Annotated in this window: 17 protein-coding genes, 1 pseudogene and 1 riboswitch; of the genes and pseudogenes, 9 read left to right on the top strand and 9 right to left on the bottom strand. The window is 35.2% G+C overall.

Annotation, left to right across the window (positions count from 1 at the left end; genetic code table 11):
• Positions 1-48: 48 nt before the first annotated feature.
• From RCG20_RS21135 to RCG20_RS21125, 3 genes are all read right to left on the bottom strand, one after another.
• Positions 49-1,437: a branched-chain amino acid transporter BcaP gene (locus tag RCG20_RS21135; RefSeq protein ID WP_308182102.1), complete on the bottom strand. Its 1,389-nt coding sequence runs from the start codon at positions 1,435-1,437 to the stop codon at positions 49-51.
• A gap of 1,193 nt (positions 1,438-2,630) precedes the next feature.
• On the bottom strand, positions 2,631-3,098 hold the full coding sequence (locus tag RCG20_RS21130) for a hypothetical protein (RefSeq protein ID WP_308182101.1): 468 nt from the start codon (positions 3,096-3,098) through the stop codon (positions 2,631-2,633).
• Positions 3,099-3,166: 68 nt separating this feature from the next.
• A complete protein-coding gene (locus RCG20_RS21125) occupies positions 3,167-3,616 on the bottom strand; it encodes a CBO0543 family protein (RefSeq protein ID WP_308182100.1) in 450 nt (149 codons plus the stop codon).
• Between the two features lie 485 nt (positions 3,617-4,101).
• Between RCG20_RS21125 and RCG20_RS21115 the strand changes: the two are divergent.
• From RCG20_RS21115 to RCG20_RS21100, 4 genes and pseudogenes are all read left to right on the top strand, one after another.
• Positions 4,102-5,150 (top strand): annotated as a pseudogene (locus RCG20_RS21115) (MFS transporter); the annotation flags it as partial.
• Between the two features lie 504 nt (positions 5,151-5,654).
• Entirely contained in the window at positions 5,655-6,029 is a 375-nt protein-coding gene (locus RCG20_RS21110) for a spore coat protein (protein ID WP_308182099.1), read from the top strand.
• A gap of 345 nt (positions 6,030-6,374) precedes the next feature.
• Complete coding sequence (locus tag RCG20_RS21105) at positions 6,375-6,860, top strand: DUF2975 domain-containing protein (protein ID WP_308182098.1); 486 nt, start codon at positions 6,375-6,377, stop codon at positions 6,858-6,860.
• Between the two features lie 10 nt (positions 6,861-6,870).
• Positions 6,871-7,089: a helix-turn-helix domain-containing protein gene (locus RCG20_RS21100; protein ID WP_004434885.1), complete on the top strand. Its 219-nt coding sequence runs from the start codon at positions 6,871-6,873 to the stop codon at positions 7,087-7,089.
• A gap of 463 nt (positions 7,090-7,552) precedes the next feature.
• Here RCG20_RS21100 and RCG20_RS21095 read toward each other — a convergent pair whose 3' ends face one another.
• The 6 genes from RCG20_RS21095 to RCG20_RS21070 form a co-directional block, all read right to left on the bottom strand.
• Complete coding sequence (locus RCG20_RS21095; protein ID WP_308182097.1) at positions 7,553-8,323, bottom strand: TatD family hydrolase; 771 nt, start codon at positions 8,321-8,323, stop codon at positions 7,553-7,555.
• A gap of 3 nt (positions 8,324-8,326) precedes the next feature.
• The gene (locus RCG20_RS21090; protein ID WP_308182096.1) at positions 8,327-9,073 is read right to left on the bottom strand and encodes an ABC transporter ATP-binding protein; all 747 of its coding nucleotides are present in this window, start codon (positions 9,071-9,073) and stop codon (positions 8,327-8,329) included.
• Positions 9,070-9,837, bottom strand: a complete 768-nt coding sequence (locus RCG20_RS21085) for an ABC transporter permease (protein WP_308182095.1) — start codon at positions 9,835-9,837, stop codon at positions 9,070-9,072. Before RCG20_RS21085 ends, RCG20_RS21090 begins: the two co-directional genes overlap by 4 nt.
• Positions 9,837-10,127 carry a thiamine-binding protein gene (locus RCG20_RS21080; RefSeq protein ID WP_308182094.1) on the bottom strand — a complete coding sequence of 97 codons (291 nt, stop codon included), beginning with the start codon at positions 10,125-10,127 and terminating at the stop codon, positions 9,837-9,839. Before RCG20_RS21080 ends, RCG20_RS21085 begins: the two co-directional genes overlap by 1 nt.
• Before the next feature lie 12 nt (positions 10,128-10,139).
• Positions 10,140-11,132 (bottom strand): ABC transporter substrate-binding protein, encoded by a 993-nt coding sequence (locus RCG20_RS21075; protein ID WP_308182093.1) that lies wholly within the window; start codon positions 11,130-11,132, stop codon positions 10,140-10,142.
• 254 nt (positions 11,133-11,386) lie between these two features.
• Positions 11,387-11,497: riboswitch (TPP riboswitch) on the bottom strand.
• A 62-nt stretch (positions 11,498-11,559) separates the two neighbouring features.
• The gene (locus RCG20_RS21070) at positions 11,560-12,456 is read right to left on the bottom strand and encodes a glutamate biosynthesis transcriptional regulator GltC (RefSeq protein ID WP_308182092.1); all 897 of its coding nucleotides are present in this window, start codon (positions 12,454-12,456) and stop codon (positions 11,560-11,562) included.
• A 126-nt stretch (positions 12,457-12,582) separates the two neighbouring features.
• Here RCG20_RS21070 and RCG20_RS21065 point away from each other — a divergent pair, with 126 nt between their 5' ends.
• The 5 genes from RCG20_RS21065 (at position 12,583) to RCG20_RS21045 (ending at position 18,292) form a co-directional block, all read left to right on the top strand.
• Positions 12,583-13,863: a cation:dicarboxylate symporter family transporter gene (locus tag RCG20_RS21065; RefSeq protein ID WP_308182091.1), complete on the top strand. Its 1,281-nt coding sequence runs from the start codon at positions 12,583-12,585 to the stop codon at positions 13,861-13,863.
• Between the two features lie 208 nt (positions 13,864-14,071).
• Positions 14,072-15,406: an APC family permease gene (locus RCG20_RS21060; RefSeq protein ID WP_308182090.1), complete on the top strand. Its 1,335-nt coding sequence runs from the start codon at positions 14,072-14,074 to the stop codon at positions 15,404-15,406.
• Between the two features lie 224 nt (positions 15,407-15,630).
• Positions 15,631-16,005, top strand: a complete 375-nt coding sequence (locus tag RCG20_RS21055) for a nucleotide excision repair endonuclease (RefSeq protein ID WP_308184420.1) — start codon at positions 15,631-15,633, stop codon at positions 16,003-16,005.
• A gap of 196 nt (positions 16,006-16,201) precedes the next feature.
• Positions 16,202-17,476: an MFS transporter gene (locus RCG20_RS21050; protein WP_308182089.1), complete on the top strand. Its 1,275-nt coding sequence runs from the start codon at positions 16,202-16,204 to the stop codon at positions 17,474-17,476.
• 267 nt (positions 17,477-17,743) lie between these two features.
• Positions 17,744-18,292: a shikimate kinase gene (locus RCG20_RS21045; RefSeq protein WP_308182088.1), complete on the top strand. Its 549-nt coding sequence runs from the start codon at positions 17,744-17,746 to the stop codon at positions 18,290-18,292.
• Positions 18,293-18,409 lie beyond the last annotated feature (117 nt).

The raw sequence follows: 18,409 nt of genomic DNA, 5'->3' as shown, positions 1-18,409 counted from the left end.
CTCGGAAAATTTTCCGAGTCATTCAACATTTGATTTAATTCCATTTCATTATTCAATATCACGGTTTAAGTGGCTATGCCTTCTTGCATAAACGAAATAAACAATAATTCCAACTGAAAGCCAGATACCAAATGAAATCCATGTGATGGCTGGTAAGCTTATTGATAAATATATACAGAATAAGGCACTAATTGCTGGGAGATAGGGAACAAACGGTACCCTAAAGGTTGCCTTAATTTCTGGTTGCTTTACCCTTAATATGATAATAGCAATTGATATTAAGGTGAATGCTGCTAGTGTTCCCATATTAACAAGATGTGCAAGCGTTGATAAATCAACAAATCCAGCGATACCTGCAGCAACAAAGCCTGTTAACCATGTATTTGAAAAAGGTGTTTTATATTTCTTATGAACTTTTGCAAGGCCTTTTGGTAGTAATCCATCACGACTCATCGCGAAAGATAATCGAACCTGTGCAAAAATTAATGCAAATAATACTGTGGTAATCCCAGCAACTGCGCCAATTGAGATAATACCTGCTAATCTATTTTGTCCTACAAATTTAAGAGCCATTGCAACAGGATCACCAACATTTAAATGTGTATAAGGAACCATACCAGTTAAAACAAGTGATACTGCAATATATAAAACCGTACAAATAGCTAATGAAGCAATAATTCCAATTGGCATATCCCGTTTTGGATTTTTCACTTCTTCTGACGCCGTTGCAATAACATCAAACCCAATATAGGCAAAGAACACAGTTGCAGCACTTGTAACAACGCCTTTGAAACCAAATGGGGCGAACGGTGTCCAATTTTCCGGCTTAACGTAGCTAACTCCTGCAAAGATAAAGATTAAAATAACAGCTAGTTTTATTAAGACCATAAAGTTATTAAAACGAGTACTTTCCTTTACACCTCTACTAACAAGAGCTGTAATCAAAAAAATAATAATCACAGCAGGTAAATCAACGATTCCTCCTGCTCCTGGAGAAGCAGATAGTGAGGCTGGCACATGTAGATTAAATCCTTCAATAAATGATCGGAAATACGCAGACCATCCAGTTGCAACCGCAGAAATTGCAAGAACATATTCAAGCATAAGGTCCCAGCCAATTAAGAACGCAAAAAGCTCACCCATTGTTGCATAGGTATATGTGTACACACTTCCTGACAACGGTGCTACAGAGGAAAATTCCGCATAGCAAAGAGCAGCCAAAGCACAAGCAACACCAGCTATTATAAAAGAAAGACTAATAGCTGGCCCCGCACTTTGGGCAGCTACAACTCCAGTGACAACAAAAATTCCCGTTCCGATTACACATCCTACTCCTAGGAAAATGAGATCCAATAAACTTAAGGATCGGTTAAGCTCAACCTTTTTACTTTGTGCAATCATGGTACTTATTGATTTCTTTCTAAATAGATTACTCATTATATCCCCCGGTTATAAATTAATTATCTAAATAATTTCACTTTTTGAATTATATTGTCGAATTCCGTCGAAGTCAAGAGCTTTTTCCGGAAAGCGCTTACGGAAAAAGGGGTTTTTTTAAAGCAAATTGATAAAAAAATAAGAGTCCTGACTAATAGAATAGTGTGTTCCATTGTTAGGGAGAAATAGTACAATTAGCATTGTTTGGCCCCGGAACCCAGCCACTGAAGTTAAATTGACAGACTGCCTCGAATGGTTTGTTTCACGGATAAATTCCTTAAAGCAGTGTTTTTTGTAAATGTACTGTATTTTAAAATAACTGCAAAATTTTCAATATAAACTTTAAAAAGATAAAAAAAATAGAGTGCAAATTTTATTATTAATTAACTCTCTACATAGATTGATTTTTAAAATTTTCTCCTTCAAAAGGAACCCGTTACTAATAGAATAACGAGTTTACTTCAGAAGTGCAAAACACAAAATCGCATTTAATATCTGATTAATAATCTTTAAGTATTCACAATTAAATTCACAGTATATTTCACATTAAAAATGAGCTTGTAGAAAACTCCAAGCTCATTTTTTTAAACTATCCATTTCTAACTAGGATGTGTAGGTGAAATCAGGAGTGTATGGCAATGTGTTTTCTTTCGGAAAAAATTTAAAAAGAATAAAAAGAATAATTCCCAACAGGAACAGACTGACCGAAAAATATAACCAGCAGCCACTTGGCTGCTAATGATGATTTGTTTCCTCGTGCATACTGTAAGTAACTCATTATATTCAATGTTCAAACATTAATTCAAAAAAATCTCTTGGTATTCCTAATCTGAGCATGTCTTTTATGTTTTATTGATTTAGATTTAATTCAAAATATATATTCATTTATTTTACATTAGAAAAAATTTCATTTGTAAGTTTAAAAATTCTTCTTAAATGTTCATCAATAAGTTGAATTAACTTTAATATCTGAAAAGATTATAAAGCCTCATGGCATCTTATGAGTTATGAATCAAAAAAGCATGCCTTACGGACACTTTTTGAGAGTTTGACAATCGAAATAATAGAGGATGCAAAGCCAGGTAAATATTCTAAACCAGCTGTAGTAGTGATTAAAGACTATTTATTCTGATAAAACTTTTATAGCTGGCTCGATTCTATAAGAGGGATTGCCGTAGCAATCCCTCTTTATTTTATTCATACTCATTTTTCATAATCTTATCTTGCCATTTTTGATACAAATAAATAATAACTGCTATAATAAGCATTAATATAAAAATGCCAAAATTCCTCATATTTTCCAATTTATAAATTCCGTAGGATATTAATATGTTCAGACCAATAAAGGCATAAATAGCATCAATTAACGCATTTGTAATAATGTATACCCAAAAAGATTTTTCAAAAGTAAAGTTGAAAATCCATATTGTTCCTGCTAAAAATATTCCATATGTTAAAGGAAAGCTTGTGATATTTCCCCATGGCATAATTTCCTTATGAACAATCCACCAATTGAAGACATAACCCATTTCAAAGACTAGTGTTACTAAAAGAGACGCGAAGATGCTTACAGGCATAAATCGCCTTAATGAATGCTTTTTTATAAAAAACAAGGATGTCCAAGGAATAATAAGCATAAGCCACAAAATGATTTTAGCCATTACAACACCTCAAGTTTAGAATTGTATGTGTTATCTTTTAAATTTAAATGTAGGAACAAGACGAAATATTATACTCTCTGCTCTAGTGATTTAAAATACTTTACTATCGACCAGCATGTTATACCAATTATCCAATAAACAGGAAATGAATATATATGTTTCCAAGAAATCTCTTTGTATATGTCTAACCTCTCCATTGCAGGTTCAGCCAAAAATGCTTGGAATAAGGATAACAAACAGCTATAAAAAATAAATGTTTTAAAGTCTTTTCCATACCTTTGATAAACAACCATGAATAAAATAATTACAATACCAACATCGTAAGGGTACATTTGTGGTTCCAAATAAGGGGTTAGACGGATCTGATAAGTCCAAACCATGGCATTACTTCCGATGGAATCTAATATAATTGACGTAACACCATAAAATAAACCAAATGTAGTTATCTCCATAATTCTTCTTTTATCTGCAAATATCCACCAAATAATTGCCGGAACAATAGAAAGAATGACAAGCAACCACCATTTTGGCGTAAGAAAATTTTCTTGATACCAATAATTATTGAGCACATTAAAGAAGGCTTTTTCTGATTCTAAAACCTGGTCTAAAGAAAGAGTTTTATTGTTTTGAATGTTATTAAAAACAATATCAAAACAATTTAATAAAAAAAATTACCCATATAGACCACCTCCTTTTCTCATTAATAGGATGTGTTTTATATGGGTTTTTAATGTATATTGTTGGAAATAACTTATTCACTTTATAATAACTATAGTAACGAGGTAACAAAAAAACTTCTCATTTAAAAAGGATTTCTTATCGGTATTGGGCCAAAGAGAGTAAAATTCCATTGTTTCTAAAGGCTTTTGTTCATAACGCTCAAGAAATTCAAGACATCTGCGATAAAGCCATTCTAATTTGATAATAGGTCTTTGGTGAAATATTTAAAGCCTCACAAGTACGACTTACAGGCAAACGATTAATGAGCATTTTCGCAATCATCGGCATAATGTCATTCTTCTTTTGGAGTGAAGGCGGAAAAGCTTTGGGGTGGGTCGGGACTTTTGTTACACTTGGAAGCATTGCGGGTCCTAGACTTGGAGGATTAATAGTTTCCTTTTTTGGATGGGAGTATACTTTCTGGGTAAATGTACCTATCTGCTTAATCGCAATAGCTTTAGGGTGGAAGGTATTCCCTGTCGATCTAATGAAGGTCAAGCAAAGCTGGACATATCAGGAAGTTTATTATTTGCCACTTTTATTATCTCATTATTTGCGGCTCTTTTACTGGGACAACAAGTAGGCTACCGAGATAGCCGGATTCTTTTATCATTTGCCCTTGCTTTCATCACCTTTGTATCATTCTTATGGGTTGAGAAGCGAAAATCAGATCCGATGTTGCATTTGGCTTTATTTAAAAATCCTTTGTTTTCACTTAGCATTTTATGTGGATTTCTCGTCTTCGTGGCCAGTTTTTGTTTTAATATTATTTCTCCTTTTTACACACAAAACATCTTACATTTATCGCCACTCAGTGCAAGTTTCCTATTAATGCTCTTTCCATTCACGAAGGCAATTGTTGCACCTTTAAGTGGTTCATTATCAGATAAGATAGGATCTGAGCTGGTCATGGTTATCGCACAATTTGGATTAGCTACATTACATAGCGGAAGTCCCATTACACTCCTTTGTGTGCTAGTTGCGCTGCTTGGTTTAGGAAGCGGATTATTTCAATCACCCAATACCTCGCTGGTGATGTCAACAGTGCCAAGAGCTCAATTAGGGATTGCTGGCAGTGTCAATTCGCTTATTCGAAATATCGGAATGATTGTAGGTATTTCCTTAGCGACCACTACCTTGTTCAGCGTTATGAGCCAAAATGCTGGATACCGAGTAACTGGGTTAATCCCATAGAGACCTGATATCTTCTTAGATGGTATGCATGTAGTCTTTATCGGCTCAGCCTCCATTTGTCTTATTGCCGCTTTGTTAACCGGATGGCGTTTATACAAATCAAGAAAAGCTAAAGTAGTAGTAGAAGTAAATCATTAAATAACTCTCCCTCATAGTCTTAAAAGAAGGCTATGGTAAACAACTCTGTTGATTCTTGGCTTATTTATGCTCCATTCGAATGAATGGGAGCCTAATGTAAAATGATCCACAATTAACAGAGCTCAATAACATTGCCTTATAATAAGAAAACGCAAGGTCATTGTGAAATGACCTTGCGTTTATTTATAGTGTCAGAATTTATATGGTCTCCTGAGAATTGTCTAGCGAAAGCAACCCGGGCCCGCAAGTAGCTGTCGTGGCTAAGCAGGGCGCTTGCGCTTTTCTTATTTATCCTGAAATTTATGAACGAACGATCACTTAAAATCTCCGCCAATTTTTATTTAAACCTTCCTTCAATTACATCTTTTGTAGGAAGAAAAGGGGCGGAGCTAAGCCATAAACGTTTTGTATATAAATTCCACTAATTTATCAGTTAAGTTGTCCAATCTTAGTTTGCCATTAAGAATACCATATATAGAAACCAAGTAGAAAGGGGGCATTTTAATGACTCAAGTAAGACGTACTCAAAGAACTGAAAATGATATAGATGTTAAGCAAACTGAAATACAAGGGCTTTGTATTGAAAATTCCCACGATGTAACAGTGGCACAAACTGAAGTTCAAGGTTTACTTTTAGTTCAAGCCGCACTTCAAGCTGCAATCGAAGCTGCGATTATTGTATTAGGAACTGATGGAAACAAGAATATAAAACAATTACAATCTATTTCACAAAGTTTAGAAATAAAAAACTTCGAAAAGCAAACAATAGTAATTAAAGATTCAGACGGCATTGCAGTTACTCAAACAGAACTACAAATAGACGTGGTTGTTCAAGCTGCCATTAATCTGTTAGCAAAATTGTTAGTGCAAATTGGATAATTAAACCTAGTTTAAAAGCAACTACTATATACTTGTAAGTAGTTCACTTTTGGAGTACAAACAATTAAAAAACACTTAAAAAGACACACGAAATCGTCAATGATTTCGTGTGTCTTTTTTTGTTGCTATATCAGTATTATTGCCAATATCCATAATCACAGTAAGATGATTTATTACGATTAGGCATCACTAATAAAGAATTTGATTTAAATGATATTATTTACTTTAAATAAAAAGGATATTCAGTTAACAATATTAATATAATGAAAAACAATACTAATTTATTGTAAAACGATAAATAATGCGATAAAATGATGTTGTCATTAAATAAGTGAGGTGTTTTAAATGAATGGTAAACGAGGTTCAACCACTTTCTTAAAGGTAATTATTTTTCTGGCTGGAATTGCAGTGCTTGCTTTATGTATATTTTTAGTGCCCCGTATGGCGAATTTTGCAGCAAAATTGTATCCAAATATTGCCCCAATGAAATATCTCTTTTTCATCGTGATGTATGGAGCGGCTGTGCCTTTTTACTTTGCTCTCTATCAGGCTTTCAACCTTTTACGGTACATTGACGAGAACACAGCGTTCTCGGAATTATCTGTAAAGGCGTTAAAGAACATAAAGTGCTGTGCGATTACAATCAGTGGTTTGTATGTATTAGGTTTGCCACTCTTTCGTTTTATAGCGAAGAAAGTTGACCCTCCTATTGGATTAATGGGGCTCATCATCATTTTTGCATCGTTGGTTATCGCCGTTTTTGCTGCTATCCTCCAACGGCTTCTACAAGAAGCGATTAACATAAAATCAGAAAATGATTTAACGGTCTGAGGTGGAGAATATGGCAATTATTATTAATATTGATGTGATGTTAGCAAAACGAAAAATGAGTGTAACGGAGCTTTCGGAGAGGGTTGGAATTACTATGGCGAATCTTTCTATTCTGAAGAATGGGAAAGCAAAAGCGGTTCGTTTTTCAACATTAGAAGCGATATGTAAGACTTTGGATTGTCAGCCAGGTGATATTTTGGAGTACAAAAGCGACGAAGACACTCAATAAAAACAGACAACAAATTTATTTAACGCGAGTCGATAGACAATTTAAGGGATAGTCAATAAACTATCCCTTCTTTGCGTTTATTGATGTTACTTACTCAGAGAATTGCATTGATATTAGTGACAAAAAAAATATTTTTCAACAAAATGCCTGTTGTTTGTTAAAGTCCTCCGTAATTTTTATTCCAATCTACTCTTCAAAATTATACGAATTAGCATACGATTCATATTACGGAAAGTATATAAAAAAGTAGTTCGTTTTGGAGTGTTATTTTACATTTTGTACTCCAAAACTGAACTACTTATATATACTTGGTAGCTGCTTTTTAATGCGTTCGAATTCTTATATCCCAAAACTTATGCTGTACTTTAAATCAGTTATCTTATTTTGGTTAATTCAATACAATTATTATATTTTCTCATATTTCACTTGCTTAAAAGTTAAACAAAATTAACATTGGATTATATTAAATCTGATAAAAAGCCTTGGTGTTTTGCAACAATCGTTCTGCAACCTCTATCTGCGTCAGGTGCTTTATTTTTGCAATCATACCGATCGATTCGATCATCATATCAGGATGTGTCATTTTCCCTTTAAATGGACCTTCAAATGGCCATGGACCATCAGTTTCAATCATCATTTGCTCTACAGGGTAATTTTGAACTAATTGTTGGATCTCTTGTTCGTAAACTACATCAGGTGTAATCGAAATATGATACCCATTCGCAATCATCCATTTGATCGTTTTTTGATCCCCTTTGAACCAATGAAAATGAGCCTTAGTAACTGAATATTTTTCTAAAAGGTCACATACAATTGGGGCATCATCATAGACAGCATGAAGAACAATTGGTTTCTCCCATTTTTTTGCTAATTGAATAAAAGTTTCTAAAAGGTCGATATATTGAGCATACTGCTTCCTAGAAACTTTTTGTTCCAGCCTTAAGTAGTATGGCAGTCCGACCTCACCAATGGCTATCATTTCAGGTCGATGCTCGTTCATCCAGTTAAGTAGTTCACTTTGCTGTTCCTCAGTCGGTATAGGCTGCTCCGGATGGAACCCGAACGCCGGTTTTACCTTTTGAAATTTTTGCGATAATTGTAGATTTCTCAAACAGGATTCTAGATTAAATGAAACGGAAATCAAGGCATCATTAAGATTTGATTCCTCGATAATACTTGAAATTTCCTTATCCTTATAATGATCTAAATGAATATGTGCATCAATCATTTTCATACTTTAATCCTCCCGCCCCGTTCCTACTAATGAGTAATGGATTTTCCTTTTCCATTTCATAAAGGTTTCATCCAACAAAATACTTGCGTTCCGTGGTCTTTGAAATGGAACCTCTATTTCGGTCACTACCTTTGAAGGTTTATGTGATAACACGATAACGCGATCAGATAAAAATAGCGCTTCTTCAATATTATGAGTGATAAATAGGATCGTTCGTTTATGGGATTCCCATACCAAAAGCAACCATTTTTGCATGTCAAAACGTGTTAGTTCATCCAAGGCTGAAAACGGTTCATCGAGACAAATAACCGCTTGTGGACTTAGGAGAGCTCGGATAAACGCCGCCCTTTGCTTCATACCCCCTGACAGCTCATGTGGATACGCTTTTTCATAATCCGAAAGGCCTGCAATGGAGAGCATCTCCTTTGCTTTTTCTACTTCTTTTTTTCCTTGAAGCTCTTGTCCGAGGAGGACATTCTCGAGAATCGTTCTCCAGGGAAAAAGGGATGGAGTTTGCGGCATATAACTGATATAGCCACGTTTTCCGTTAATCACCTCATCTTGTAAAACGACGCTTCCATTGTCTGGAGATAAAATTCCCCCAATTAAATTGAAGATTGTACTTTTACCGCTTCCAGAAGGGCCTATAATCGAAACAAACTCATCTTTTTTTATCGAAAAATTCATCTCTTTTATCACTTCAATTTGACCGAAGCTTTTCGAAACATCCTTTAAAACTAAATGACTCATTTTTGACCATCCCCTTTCGGTTGCCAGCGGACAACTCGCCGTTCAACTAAAACAATCAACAGAAAAAAAAGAAGGCTTAAGAACATGATCGCAAATATAGCCACAAAAACCCTATCCGTTCTAAACGAAGATGAGGCAAAGGTCATATAAACGCCAATTCCCTCTTTTGCTCCAAGCCATTCAGAAATAACAGCTCCCATAACACTATAAGTAGCGGAAATTTTTAAACCAGAAAAAATAGATGGCAATGAAAATGGGAATTCTAATTTCCAAAATAGCTGTGTTTTCGAAGCACCAGCCATCATCATGTATGTTTTAAGTTCTGCTGGAGTTTGTTTAAATCCATCCAATGTAGCAACTGTGATGGGGAAAAAGCAAACTAGTGTAATCACGATAATTTTTGGTAATAATCCAAAACCAAACCAAATGACTAAAAGCGGAGCTAGAACGATAATTGGTATATTTTGCGACAAAATCAATAATGGATAGAATGAATCCCGTAATATTGGAACTAAATGAAGGAGAACCGCCACTACCATTCCGATGAATGCCCCGACAGCAAAACCAAATAGGGATATTTTAATGGTTGAAAATAGATCTGGATAAAAATCACTCCACCCAGCAAATGCCTCCGTAAATACTTTTGAGGGTGGTGGCAACAGCCATTCTGGTACATTCACGACTTTTACAATAATTTCCCAAATGACGAACAAAAGGAGGAGAACCACTAATGGTCTCCACCCTTTTAAAAGATTCTTATTCATTAGCGATATTTTCCCGTTAATTGATCCATGGTAATGCCTGATGGTTGGTACAATATTTTCACTTGTGAAATCACATTTTTACTTCCAATTTCAATCATACGATCATTCATTTTCGTGATGACATCAAATAATTGTTGTAGTTCGCCTTCCATTGTCGTTTCCAATGGGTGGACTTCATATTTCACACCAGATTCCTGAATCACTTTGATAGCTTCATCCACATATGGAATAACATCTTCACCATCTTTTGTTTTCGGCAGAATTTGAATGCTGATTAGAGAATTTGCCATATTCATTGCCCCCTATTTTGGTAAAAATTCATTAGTAAAAGCTTTTTTCGCATCTAATTTTTTATCAAGAAGTTTGTTATCAAACATCCATGTAGAATAATTTTCCCAAACCTGTTGCTTTTGAATACCCCACTCTTTCGCATCATCCTGATACTTAGGCGATAGCCATTCCTGACTCTTCTTCACTAGCTTTGGATCTAAATCTGGAGCGGCTTTGATGAGTATATCTGCTGCTTGATCTGGATTTTTAATGGCAAACTTATAGCCTTTTGTTGTTGCTTTTAAGAAGGCATTAACAGTTTCAGGGTCTTTCGCAATCATTTTTTCATTGCTTTCTAGTACCGGCGTATAGTAGTCAAGCTTTTTGGAGTAGTCTGTTAGATAAATCATATTAATTTTTTCATTACGAAGCTCTGCTTCCACACCAGTCCATCCGTAATAAATCCAAGAGAAGTCTACGTCTCTTTTCACTGCTGTAAAGAAGTCTGTGTCTCCAGTATTAATAATCTTCACCTGATTTACATCTGCATTTTCTTTTTTCATTAAAGATGCAATAACAGCTTTTTCAACTGGTGAGCCCCAGCCTCCATAAGTATGCCCTGCAAAATCTTTCGGTGATTTGATATTTTTAGCTACTGGTGAAGCAAATCCTGAAGTATTATGTTGAATAACAGCGGCAATCGAAACAAGCGGTACACCTTGAATACGTGCCTGTGTAATCGCTTCCTGGTAACCCACGCCAAAATCAGCCTTACCTGATGCTACTAACTGATCAGCACCAGCCTCACCTGGCATAATAATGTCTACATCTAAACCTTCTGCTTTAAAATAACCTTTTTCCTTTGCTACATATAATCCTGTATGATTCGTGTTTGGTGTCCAATCCAACACGACAGAAATCTTTTTAAGCGGTTTATTTTTTTCCTTACTTGTATCTTTCTGCTTATTTGCACTGCACCCAGCAATGAGAAAAACAGATACTAATAAAACGAGCCATTTCTTCATTTCTAATCCTCCATATGTAAATAGTTTAAATCTGAGAAACAAATCAAATAAGTTTAATGCAAACCATAATCATGATGATTATTATATAAAGAAAATTCGCCGATTGGCGAGCCCTTAAGGGCGAAGATTAAGCAAGTTGCCCTTATGCGCTAGCAGAATTTATGGATATACATTCTGCTTAGCGAACAAAACAGTATTCAAACAAAATAAAGCACCCAGGGACCGAAGCCCTGGGCGCATATTAGCAAACATTAATTGTTTAAGAATATGTTCCCTCCGCCGGTATCAACCAGATCAGGTTCCAAGGGTCATCGCCTAAAAGGACGAAATCTCAACCAGCACAACTGGTCCCCCTACATTTATCGTATTTAACTTATTTCCTCCCCCATTATAGCAATGATGTTGGTAAATGCCAACCCACTGTTACTTATTTTGGGTTCTTTGAAAAATAAGCTATCACAAAATCATAAAATAATTGTTCAGAAGGCGATAACTCTCGATGTTTTGGGGTAATGATTCCGACGGTCCTTATTACTTTTGGTTCGTCAATATTTATTTGTACAGTTCCGATCGGAATATTCTCATACAAAATGAGTTCTGGTAATAATGTAATCCCAATTCCAGCTGAAACTAACCCTTTTATAGCATCAAGGTCTTCACCTTCACAAGGGATGAATGGTTGAAACCCGGCTTGGAGACAAGCATCTTCAACAATTTTCCGCAAAATAAACCCTTCTGGAAATAATATAAATCTCTCTTTTTCTAACTGGGATAATGAAATAGTTTCTTTATCTGCTAACAGATGATTATTCGGTAGTAAGGCAACGAAATTTTCCGTAAAAAGGATATCGGAGTGAATATTTGAATCAAATTTCGGAATAGGCCCGATAAAGGCTAGATCAATTTCCCTTTTTTTAATTCCTTCTATTAGAAAATCGTACCCTCCCTGTCGTAAATGAAAGCGAACATCAGGGTGTTCTTTCTTAAAAGCCTTAATAATCCTTGGAAGAGTATTACTTGCTAAACTAGATGGGAACCCAATTCGTATCGTCCCTCGTTCAGGGTCGACATATTCGTCTATTAATTGTTTGGCGTTGGCAATAGCGTTTAATGAAATAACTGCTTGTTCGGCAAACAGTTTGCCAATATGTGTTAATTTAATATTCCGACCCTCCCTTTGTAAGAGTTGGACTCCTAATTCAGCCTCTAAATTACTAATCTGTCGACTTACTGCTGATTGTGCGATATGTAGTGTTTCCGCGGCGATAGATATATGCTCTTGTTTCGCCACTTCGATAAAGTATTTTAATTGTCGTAATTCCATCATTTCCTCATTCTATCTCAAATTGAGATGATTATTATCTAAATTATATATTGTTAATATGAATATTTCAAAATAAAATGATACATAATGCAACGGAGTTGTTAGCAAAAGAAAGGATTGATTTTTTTGAAAAAATTTGGTTTAGCATGGCAAATATTAATTGGCTTAATTCTCGGGATTGTTGTGGGGGCAATTTTTTATGGTAACCCTTCCGTCCAAATATATTTACAACCAATCGGAACGATTTTTATCCGTCTTATAAAAATGATTGTAATACCTATTGTCGTTTCAAGTCTAATTGTTGGTGTCGCAGGAGTTGGGGACATTAAAAAGCTAGGAAAATTAGGCGGAAAAACGATTCTCTATTTTGAAATTATTACTACTATTGCTATTATTATTGGTTTATCATCCGCTAATATTTTCCATCCGGGAACAGGCATTAACATGGGAGAATTAACAAAAGGAGACATTGGAAGTTATATCACAACAACTAAAGAAGTTGGGCATCATAGCTTTGCAGATACTTTTATCAATATTGTACCAGCGAACCTTTTTGATTCCCTTGCGAAGGGCGACATGCTTGCTGTTATTTTCTTTTCTGTATTCTTTGGTCTAGGGGTGGCAGCAATTGGAGAAAAAGGCAAACCTGTATTGCATTTTTTCCAAGGTACTGCAGAGGCAATGTTTTACGTAACCAATCAAATTATGAAGTTCGCCCCATTTGGCGTATTCGCCTTAATCGGAGTAACTGTTTCACAGTTTGGTGTATCTTCATTAATACCATTAAGCAAATTAATTATTACCGTATATGGGACAATGATTTTCTTTATTTTAGTTGTTTTTGGCCTTACTGCAAAAATAATTAAGGTCAATATTTTTGATATGATTCGGATTTTAAAAGATGAACTTGTACTAGCCTACTCTACCTCAAGCTCTGAGACTGTACTTCCAAAAATCATGGAAAAAATGGAAAAATTCGGCTGCCCAAAAGCAATTGCTTCCTTTGTGATTCCAACTGGCTACTCGTTCAATCTTGATGGATCGACTCTCTATCAGGCTTTGGCTGCTATCTTTATTGCTCAAATGTATGGTATCCATCTTTCAATTAGTCAGCAGATTTCCCTTATGCTTGTTCTAATGATTACATCTAAGGGAATTGCTGGTGTTCCAGGTGTTTCCTTCGTTGTATTGTTAGCTACATTAGGCTCCGTTGGCATACCGATTGAAGGGCTAGCCTTTATTGCTGGAATTGACAGGATCCTTGACATGGCCCGGACCGTTGTAAATGTTATCGGTAACTCCCTTGCTGCTGTGGTTATGTCCAAATGGGAAAAACAATTTGATAACGAAAAAGCTGCAAAATACCTAAATGAAGTAAAAGGAAATGAACCTGTCTATCAAAAATAATGGTGAAAAGCTGCCTTTATCTCGGCAGCTTTTCTATTATCTATTTTTATGATTGGTCGTAAATCTACGAATTAAATACCTAAATTTACTATTTTCCGTTTCCAATTAGCAATCTATAAAAATTTAAATTTTCTAAAAAATTATTCTAAGAAAGCATTGTGTTATAATCCATTTATACAAAAAATACATTTGTACACGGAGGATGGACATGGGGAATAACGCACATTTAAAGAAAAATATTGGTTTTTCTGTTGCTACATCTTTAGTGGTTGGTACTGTTATTGGATCCGGGATCTTTATGAAACCTGGAATTGTAATTGCAGCAACTGGTAATTCTACAATTGCCCTTTGGGCTTGGATTATAGGTGGAATTATCACTCTTGCCAGCGGATTAACAATCGCAGAGGTGAGCGTTAAGATTCCAAAAACAGGTGGGCTTTATGTTTATATTGAAGAGGTTTACGGAAAGTTTTGGGGATTTTTATGTGGTTGGGTGCAAACCCTCGTTTATGGGCCAGCGATCATGGGCGCCCTAAGTTTATATTTCGGTACTCTTGTTGCTGGTTTTTTCGGATTTTCTGAAAATAGTAAAATTATTATTGGAATTATAACAATCCTTTTCTTATGTTTCATGAATTTATTAGGTACGCAATACGGTGGTTTTATCCAAAACATCGCCACCATTGGAAAATTAATTCCTATTATATTAATCGCAACGTTTGGTATTTTTAATGGGGACATGCACATCCTTAACATGGAGAGTGGCGTGAATCAATCATTTAGCATGGGTGCCGCTATTTTAGCAACTCTTTTCGCATATGATGGCTGGATGAACGTTGGTTATATAGCTGGAGAAATGAAAAATCCAAGCAAAACACTTCCTAGAGCAATTATTTCTGGTATTCTCATTGTTATTGTCGCTTACTTAACCGTCAATATCGCTATGCTTCATGTTTTACCTGCTAGTAAGATTGTTGCATTAGGACCAAATGCAGCAAGTACTGCAGCTGCGCTTCTATTTGGAAAAATGGGTGGAAATATCATAACGATTGGAATAATGGTTTCCATTTTTGGATGCTTAAATGGAAAAATCTTAACTTTTCCAAGAATTCCTTTTGCAATGGCCAGTAATGGGATCCTTCCTGGATCAAAAGCATTATCCACAGTCCATCCAAAGTTTAAAACACCAATTGGGGCAACCCTCTCTCAACTTGTAATTGCTATTTTTATGATGCTTTTTGGAAATCCTGATCGACTTTCCGATATTGCAATGTTTTCTGTCTTTTTGTTTTACGGTTTAGCCTTTTTAGCTGTTTTCTTATTACGTAAAAAAGATATTGGTGCTAAAAGTCTCTATAAAGTACCATTATATCCATTTACACCAATTGTTGCGGTGGTTGGTGCACTATATATCGTTGGAAGCACATTCATCAATTCCCCTATCGACGCGTTCTTGTCAATTGGAATTGCTATTATTGGAATCCCAGTATATATGAAACTAAAATCCAACCAACAAAAGAAATCTCTAACAAAAGCTAGCTAGGTTTTATACTAAACCTACCTTTCTGTAGAAATAGAACAATTTCTATGGAGAAATTTTTTATACAATTAGCAAATTTGCATTCAAAAGAGCAGCCTGATTTAAAAGGCTGCTCTTTTATTGGGGATCCTACATTTTATTTCCCTTGAATTAAATCCATGATAAGTGGATTTTCTTTAAGAAAGTATGATACCATAGTCCAAGAATAGGAATAGGATGTGATTAGAATGATTAAAATTGAAATACCAACTCCTGATGTTGTCATTACTAAACAAAGACAACTGGGAGAACGTGTTGAATCGGAAATAAGCAGTGTGTATGGTTTTACAGACTACCACAAAATCCCTAGGGATAAAGGTGGAATTATCTTGTTTTATAATAATGTTGATGAACTTTTGTTTGTTGGTAAAGCAAGAAAATTACGACCAAGAGTTAAGAAGCATTTTGAAGATACTGTATCCCCTATCAAACAGAATCGTGATGATGTATTTACCATTGCTGTTTGTGTTGTCGAAGACGCGATGGATCGGGAAATTTATGAAACCTACATTATTAATAAACTCCATGCGAAATTCAATATAGATAAAGTGTTCTATAAATAAGTAAAGGGGATTTTCTCCTTTACTTATTTTTTTGACGTTCTTACTATTTTAATAATTCAGATAAAACCTTCTATTTCTTTTTTCCTGTAGTAAAATAGTTATAAACAGAAACCTATGATCAAAAGGGATGTTTGCCAATAGACCCTATTTTTATGGGAATTACCCATATGAATTGAATTTAATAGGAGGCTAGCCATTGAAAAAGATGTCTAAGCAAGAAAAAAGCTGGACTTATTATGATTGGGCAAATTCAGCCTATTCTTTACTGATCACAACAGCTGTATTTCCATTATTTTTTAAAAATGCAGCAACACAAGCTGGAATCGAAGCATCCACTTCGACAGCCTATTGGGGATATGCAAATTCACTTGCGACACTCCTGGTTTCGATTTGTGCGCCAATTCTTGGAACTGTTGCAGACTACCAAGGGTTTAAAAAGAAGTTTTTCACCTTTTTCTTTGCCCTTGGAATCGTTTTTACGACATTGCTTGCGATTGTTCCCACTAATCAATGGGTTATTCTCTTACTTTTTTATATGATAACCGTCATTGGTTTTGCTGGGGCCAATATTTTCTACGATGCTTTCCTGGTTGATGTTTCCAGTGAAGAACGCATGAATAAAATATCAGCAAGAGGGTTTGCGATGGGCTATGTTGGAAGCACTATTCCCTTCTTGTTAAGCATCGTGCTAATAATTCTAGCCCAACAAAAAGTTATCCCCTTATCTGTAACCGTTGCAAGTCAAGCATCATTCGCAATCACTGCTCTTTGGTGGGGTTTGTTCACCATTCCCATGCTTAAGAATGTTCACCAGGTTTATTATATTGAACGAGAACCAAAACCCGTAACAAATAGCATTAAACGTATGCTCCAAACCATGAAACATATTAAAGCATATCGCCCCCTATTTCTTTTCCTACTTGCTTATTTCTTTTATATTGATGGGGTTAATACCATTATTACCATGTCAACAAGTTACGGTTCCGACCTTGGAATCACTTCAACCAATCTTCTTATTATTTTATTTGCCACACAAATTGTTGCTGCCCCTTTCTCCATTTTATATGGACGCCTAGCGGAGAAATTCAAGACAAAAACAATGCTACTTGTAGGGATATCTGTTTATATCATCATTTGCATATACGCTTATTTCTTAAAAACTACTTTAGATTTTTGGATTCTAGCAATGATGGTTGCATCCTCACAAGGGGGAATCCAAGCGCTTAGTCGTGCTTACTTCGCAAGGCTTGTTCCAAGAGAATCGGCAAATGAGTTTTTTGGATTTTACAACATCTTTTATAAATTTGCAGCAATCCTTGGTCCTTTTTTAGTAGGATTTACTGCCCAAATAACACATAATACCAATAGTGGAGTATTCAGCCTGATTATCTTATTCCTAATTGGTGGCTTTATCCTTCTTCGTGTTCCAGAATCCATTCAAACCCCGCAATCAAATTCAATATCTGGATGATGTTAAAGTTAGGTCACTATGGGAGATTCATAGTGACCATTAGTTTGTTTAAACCTTTTTTTTGAACTCTATCCTTAACTTATTCTTTAAAAAGAAATCTGGCGGGCACGGGTAAAGCCTTACTCTTTAGATCGTTTCGAAAATTCCTCTCCCTTAATCATTAATCATTAGAAATTTCTTCATGTTATTTTCCCCCTTTACTAAACCTATGTTAAAATAATCCTATTACTAAACTAGACATTACTATAAGGAAGTGCCTTACTTAAAATGGTAAATACAAAAAGCTCACTTCAAGAAAAAAGCATCGTTTTTATCGGTTTTATGGGTGTTGGTAAAACCACTATCGGACAACTTGTTGCAAAAAAATTATTTAGAACTTTTATTGATATAGATAAAGAAATCGAAAATATCTACCAGATGCCTACTACGCAAATCTTTAAAACCATTGGTGAAAAGGCATTTCGAGAAAAGGAAAAAAGTTTAATTTCACAATTTAGCAGCCAAAAATTAAAAATTATCTCAGTTGGTGGCGGGGCTTTTTTACAAAAGGAAGTTAGAGATATTTGTTTAGCTAATTGTGTTGTGATTTATCTTGATATGTCTTGGGAATCATGGAAAGAGCGGTTGAACATACTAATTGATAGCCGGCCTATTCTTCAGGGACTTTCACTGAAGGAAATCGAAGAATTATTCTATAAAAGACAAGAGAGCTATTCGGTTCACCACTCCAAGTTGACGATCGATAACCTTGAAATTGAGTACATTGTTGATTATTTAATCGACTCTTTAAAATTGGCTTGGGAATTCGACAAATAAATTTCGATAAAACAGGAAAACTATCCGACTAAAAAATGATCTTATCTGCACTTTATCGCCTTTTCTATGTCGCTTTTTGAATAAAAAAGTCTAAATGTTTAGGTTCCAATTCCTACA

Origin of the sequence: Neobacillus sp. PS3-40 (assembly GCF_030915485.1) — a bacterium.
Classification (GTDB): Bacteria; Bacillota; Bacilli; order Bacillales; family Cytobacillaceae; genus JAUZPL01.
The sequence above is the reverse complement of the archived record's forward strand: the minus strand, read 5'-3'. Positions and strand labels throughout refer to the sequence as shown.